Raw genomic sequence first — 5,257 nt, 5'->3', positions numbered from 1 at the left:
GGCCCCGGCGCCGCAGACCAACAGGAGGCGGCTGCGGTCAGCGCGGGCGCGGCAGCGCAGCCCCCGCAAGAAACCGCAGGCAGCGGCAGAAACGGCACGGCGCAGATCGACCAAGGCAAGCAGGAGCAGCGCTCGCAAGCGCAGCGCACAGCGTTCGAGCTGCGCGCCGGCTTCGTCGTGCCGGCGACGCTGATTGCGGAAATCAACGCCGATCTGCCGGGCGAAATCCTCGCGCAGGTCGCGCAGGACGTGTACGACACGGCGACCGGCAGGCACCTGCTCATTCCGCAGGGCGCGCGCCTGGCCGGCGCGTATTCGTGCGCGGTCGCCGACGGCCAGACGTGCATGCTGGTCGCGTGGCAGCGCATCGTGTTTCCCGACGGCAAGGCGCTCGACGTCGGCGCCACACCGGACGCCGACGGCGCCGACCATACGGACCCCGACGACCCGGAGAACACGCAGCGTCGGCGGCACTTCGCATCGGCCCACCTGATGTCTGGCGTGATCGTCGGCGTCTCCTACAGCCAGCACCGCGACCCGGTGAGCAGTGTCTACGGTGCGCTGAGCGACGCCCTGGACGAGCAGCTTGGCCTGGTCACGGCGCAACGCATTGAGAAGAACCTGGGCATCTCGCCGACGCGGGAAATCCGGCCCAGCTACCGCATCAAGGTCGTGGTCACGAAGGACCTGGCGTTTCCCCAACCCTACCGGGCGTTCGACGGCTGACGCCCAAGGAGCAAGAGCACATGCAGCACAAGCTTGCGGCCACGGCCCGCGCCGAGGCCCTCGCCCCGGCCGTGGGATCGGTGATCCACACGGCCCAGCAGATCGAGTCGTCCCGCAGCCAGAGCCGATACCGGGCCAACTCGGGGCAGGACACTGGTGGGTGGATCCACGGCGAAAAGACTGCGTGACGCCATGCTGCCCTTCGTTGCCGACCTGCCGCCGCAACTCCAGGAGCGCGTCTCGTGCGCGATCTCTGCCGCCGTGAAGTACGGCGTTCCGGTGAACATCGTATTGGCCGTTGCAGAAAAGGAAGGCGGCCGGCCCGGCCTGTGGGTGCGCAACGCGAACGGCACGCACGACGTGGGCAGCATGCAGTTCAACACCGCGTACCTGGCCGACCTGAGCCGGTACGCAATCACGGCGAACGACGTGGCCGCCGCCGGCTGCTACGCGTTCGACCTGGCCGCCTGGCGGCTGCGCGGGCATATCCGCGACGACCGGGGCGACCTGTGGACCCGGGCCGCGAACTACCACTCGCGCACGCCGCAGCACAACGCGCGGTACCGCGCCGACCTGATGCGCAAGGCGGCGAAGTGGGCCGACTGGCTCGAAGCGCGTTTCGTCACGCGCGACGTCACGCAGACCCGGCCCGCACCGCAACCCCGGCAGACCGAGGAAGCGCGCAGCACGGCGCCTTCCATGGACGACCAAGGGAAGGCCCGATGAACTGGCAAGCCATGCGTGCCATGGTTGCTGCGCCGCCGCGCCTGGTCGTCGCCGACGGAACGTGCGAAGGACTGAAGTGGCTCGCGCTGGCGCTGATGACCGGCGACCACGTGAACAAGTACCTGTTCAACGCCACGCTGCCGGTGCTGTTCGAGGCGGGCCGCCTCGCGCTCCCCATCTTCGTCTTCGTCCTGGCCTGCAACCTGGCCCGGCCGGGGACGTGCCCGGCCGGTACCGCCGCAGCATGTTGCGCCTGGGCGTTTTCGGCGCGCTGGCCACGCTGCCCTTCATGGCCCTGGGCGGCCTGTACGCCGGGTTCTGGCCGCTGAACGTGATGTTCATGCTCCTGGTGCTCACGGCCACGGCCTGCCTGCTCGAGCGCACCGGCGCGCTGCCGTGGGTCGGTGCCGGCGCGGTGTTCGTCCTGGGCGGCAGCCTGGTCGAATACTGCTGGCCGGCCGTCGCCCTTGGCCTGGCCGTCTGGTCGTACGCAAAGCGGCCGACCTGGACGGCCGCAGCGCTCGCGCTGCTGGCCTGCGCGGCGCTGCGGGTCTTCAACGGCAACCTCTGGGCCATGGCGGCCCTGCCGCTGCTCGCCCTGGCCACACGCGTGGATCTGCGCCTGCCGCGCCTGCGCTGGGCCTTCTACGCCTACTACCCGCTGCACTTGGCCGTTCTCTGGATGATCCGCATCCCCATGGGCCGGGCCGGCTACCTGTTCCTCTGAAGCGCCGTTGCCGACGGACCAGCGCGGTCGGCAGCAACGCCCTCTCCGCGCAGGCTCCTTGCGCGCAAACGGAGCGCCTGGAGCCATGCAACGCTTAGACGGTTGCCCTGCCAGCGGGAAACCAGCCACGTGATCTGCTGGCGGTTGTAGCCACGGATAGTCAGAGCGTTTGAGCACACGGCTGATGCCACCGCGCGCGGCCAAAAATTGCTCAATTAATGGCTCAATTTGTGCGATCGCCGTGCGCCGCGCCCCATCCGGGGTGAGCCCCATTTCCTGACGATCAATCCCCCCTCGCTGGGGTGGCTTGGAACCGCCCCTTCAGAACCGCCGCACGGTGAACAAGGCGGAGGTTTGCAGCCTACAGTAAATTGGGTTATATTTTGCGCAAATTTCATACATTCACGCTGCTCTCGACATCAGGCACTCCCATGCGCAACACCCACCCGATGGACCTGCGGACAGGTCCAAGGCAAGCTGCTCGCCAGCATCCACCAGCAGCCATTGTGCATGCCAGTTTCCATTTACACGTATGTAGTTTCCACGCGAAACGACGACGAACCCTCGCGGCGGCTGCATGCAACGGCGCTTGACCGTTGCGCTGGCATGCTGTCTCGGCGCGTCCGTGCATGCGCAAACGGGCATTCCTGATCCATCCCCGGAACTTCAGCGACAGGACCGCCAGCGCAAGGAACTTCGCCAGCAGATGGAGGAGGCGCCTGCACAGTCCGCGCCGGGCCCGCTCACCAAAACCCCGGTGCACCAACGATTGCCCGACGAGCAACCATGCGCCTTGATTCACCGGGTGCTCATTCAGGGTGTTTTGTTTTCCGAGGGACTGCAATCGGCCCTGAGCGGCATCAATGCCGATGACCCACCTTACGGAAGGTGTCTGGGCAGCCAAGGCGTCACCCTGCTCATTCAACGGGCGCAACAGGCGCTGGTCGAGCAGGGCTACGTCACCAGCCACGTGCACGTGCCGGAGCAGGACCTGAATTCAGGCGAGTTGCTGCTTCAGATCAACGAAGGCCGCGTGGCGCGCATCCGTGCCGAATCAGCAGGTGTCTCTCTGCCCAGCTGGGTGTGGGCCGTTCGGGAGGGAGACATCCTCAACCTGCGCGACGTCGAGCAGTCTGCCGAAAACCTCCAGCGCCTGCCCAGCCTCAAAACCGGAATCCGGATCGCCGGGCGAAGCACCGGGCACCAGCGACTTGGTCGTGGACATGCAGCCGGGCCGTCCCTGGCGTCTGGGCCTGTCCATGGACGATGACGGCCTCAGAACCACCGGCAAGCTCCAAGGCAACGCCACCTTGGCCTGGGACGACCCGCTGGGTCTGGGCGATTCCTTGTCCATCGCCAAGGGCCGGGACTTGGGCCAGAAGGACAGCGGCCCCCGCGGCAGCCGCAACCAAATCCTGCGCTACAGCCTGCCCTGGGGCTACTGGCTGGTGGGGGCCACGTTCAGCGACAACCGGTTCGGGCAGACGGTGTACGGCCCATACGAGTCCTACCTGTACAGCGGCACTTCAGGCCAAAAGGAGTTCTCCCTGTCCCGGGTGCTGCAACGGGGCAGGCGCAGCAAAACCACGGCCAGCTTCAAGGGCTTCATGCGCCAGTCAAACAACTACATAGCCGACTTGGAGGTGCGGGTGCAGCGCCGCCGCACTGCCGGATGGGAGTCCGAGATCCAGCACTTGCAGTACCTGCAAGCGGGCACCTTGATGGCGCAGCTGGCGTATCGCCGCGGCACCGGGCATTCCATGCGCAGCCCGCCCCGGAAGAATTCACCGGGCGGGGCACGGCCCGCATGGGGCTGACGACCGGTTTGCTGCACTGGGTCATGCCCCTGAATACCGAAGGCCACCCCTGGCAATACAGCACCCAGCTGCAATGGCAGTGGACACGCAACCGCCTGACGCCGCAGGACCGTTTCTGTCTGGGTAGCCGTGCCACGGTGCGTGGTTTTGACGGGCAGCAGACGGTGTGCGGCGACCGGGGGCAACTGTGGCGGCAGGAGCTGACCACCGGTCTGCCCGCGGCGCTGGATCTTGCCCGTGGCGTGCAGGTGTACGCCGCCCTGGATACCGGGCGCAACACGACACCGGAGCAGGACAGAGCCCATCGCCTGTCGGGCATGGCGCTGGGATTGCGCGGCCAGCACAAGGTGGCAGACGCTGACCCGGTGCCCTACTCGGTGCAATGGGAGGTTTTCCTGGGCAAGCCCCTGTCCCGCCCCGAAGAAATTGCCACGACCAAACGCACTGCGGGTTTCAGCCTGCGCGTCGAATTCTGAAACCCGTTCAAACAAACCAGCGCAGGAAATTCCATGAATCGTAACCGTCACCGCATTGTCTTCAACGAACGCCGGGGCGAACGCATGGCCGTTGCCGAAACTGCGCAAGGCAGTGGCAAGAGCGCCGCAGGAGAGGGTGGGGCAGGGGCGGGCAGCGGACAGGCGCCCTCCTTGCCAGCAGGAGGACATTGCCGCCCGGTGGCCCTGGCCCTATGGCTGGCCCTGGGGGCCTTGCCCATGCCCATGGCCTGGGCGCAAATCATTGCGGACCCGGCGGCACCCGCCAACCAGCGCCCAACCGTGCTCAGCGACGGCACCCGTCCGCTGGTCAACATCCAGACCCCCAGCGCAGCGGGGCTGAGCCGCAACACCTACAAACAGTTTGACGTGCCCGCCAGCGGCATCGTGCTCAATAACTCAAGCAGCAACCCGTGGCTCTACAACGGCGTTCTGGCCAAGACCATCCTCAACGAGGTCAACTCCACCGACCATAGCCATAGCCGCATCAACGGGGCCGTCACGGTCAACGGCGCGGCGGCGCAGGTCATCGTGGCCAACCCCAACGGCATCTCCATCAACGGGGGTAGCTTTGTCAACGCCAGCCGACTCACGCTGACCACCGGCACGGCGCAGGTGGCCAACGGAGCCTTGACCGGCTTCAACATGCGCAGCGCCGGAGTGATCGCCATCTATGCGGGTGGCCTGGACAGCAGCGCCACCCCCTACACCGACATCATGAGCCGTGCCTTCCAACTGTCAGGCAGATTCCAGGCGCAAAACCTCGG

The 5,257-nt window shown here is 66.7% G+C and carries 7 protein-coding genes and 1 pseudogene; all 8 read left to right on the top strand.

From position 1 onward, the window contains the following. A partial coding sequence (locus VTU_RS0104930; RefSeq protein WP_010101408.1) for a TrbI/VirB10 family protein occupies positions 1 to 726 on the top strand: 726 nt, incomplete at its 5' end. A 20-nt stretch (positions 727 to 746) separates the two neighbouring features. Then, the gene (locus VTU_RS33435) at positions 747 to 914 is read left to right on the top strand and encodes a hypothetical protein (protein ID WP_010101407.1); all 168 of its coding nucleotides are present in this window, start codon (positions 747 to 749) and stop codon (positions 912 to 914) included. Between the two features lie 4 nt (positions 915 to 918). Further along, positions 919 to 1,452 (top strand): lysozyme family protein, encoded by a 534-nt coding sequence (locus VTU_RS0104920; RefSeq protein WP_010101406.1) that lies wholly within the window; start codon positions 919 to 921, stop codon positions 1,450 to 1,452. Beyond that, a complete protein-coding gene (locus VTU_RS35395; protein WP_010101405.1) occupies positions 1,449 to 1,781 on the top strand; it encodes a TraX family protein in 333 nt (110 codons plus the stop codon). Before VTU_RS0104920 ends, VTU_RS35395 begins: the two co-directional genes overlap by 4 nt. Next, complete coding sequence (locus tag VTU_RS25725; protein ID WP_010101404.1) at positions 1,742 to 2,179, top strand: TraX family protein; 438 nt, start codon at positions 1,742 to 1,744, stop codon at positions 2,177 to 2,179. Before VTU_RS35395 ends, VTU_RS25725 begins: the two co-directional genes overlap by 40 nt. 577 nt (positions 2,180 to 2,756) lie before the next feature. After that, positions 2,757 to 3,449, top strand: a complete 693-nt coding sequence (locus tag VTU_RS30610) for a POTRA domain-containing protein (protein WP_010101403.1) — start codon at positions 2,757 to 2,759, stop codon at positions 3,447 to 3,449. Then, a pseudogene (locus VTU_RS35660) lies at positions 3,403 to 4,472 on the top strand (ShlB/FhaC/HecB family hemolysin secretion/activation protein). Before VTU_RS30610 ends, VTU_RS35660 begins: the two are co-directional and overlap by 47 nt. A 33-nt stretch (positions 4,473 to 4,505) precedes the next feature. Continuing rightward, positions 4,506 to 5,257: filamentous hemagglutinin N-terminal domain-containing protein (locus tag VTU_RS25715; RefSeq protein ID WP_138927797.1), on the top strand; the 752-nt coding region annotated here is incomplete at its 3' end.

Source organism: Verminephrobacter aporrectodeae subsp. tuberculatae At4, from assembly GCF_000193225.1.
Classification (GTDB): domain Bacteria; phylum Pseudomonadota; class Gammaproteobacteria; order Burkholderiales; family Burkholderiaceae_C; genus Acidovorax; species Acidovorax aporrectodeae.
Note: the sequence above shows the minus strand (reverse complement) of the source record. Positions and strands in the feature narration are given on the sequence as shown.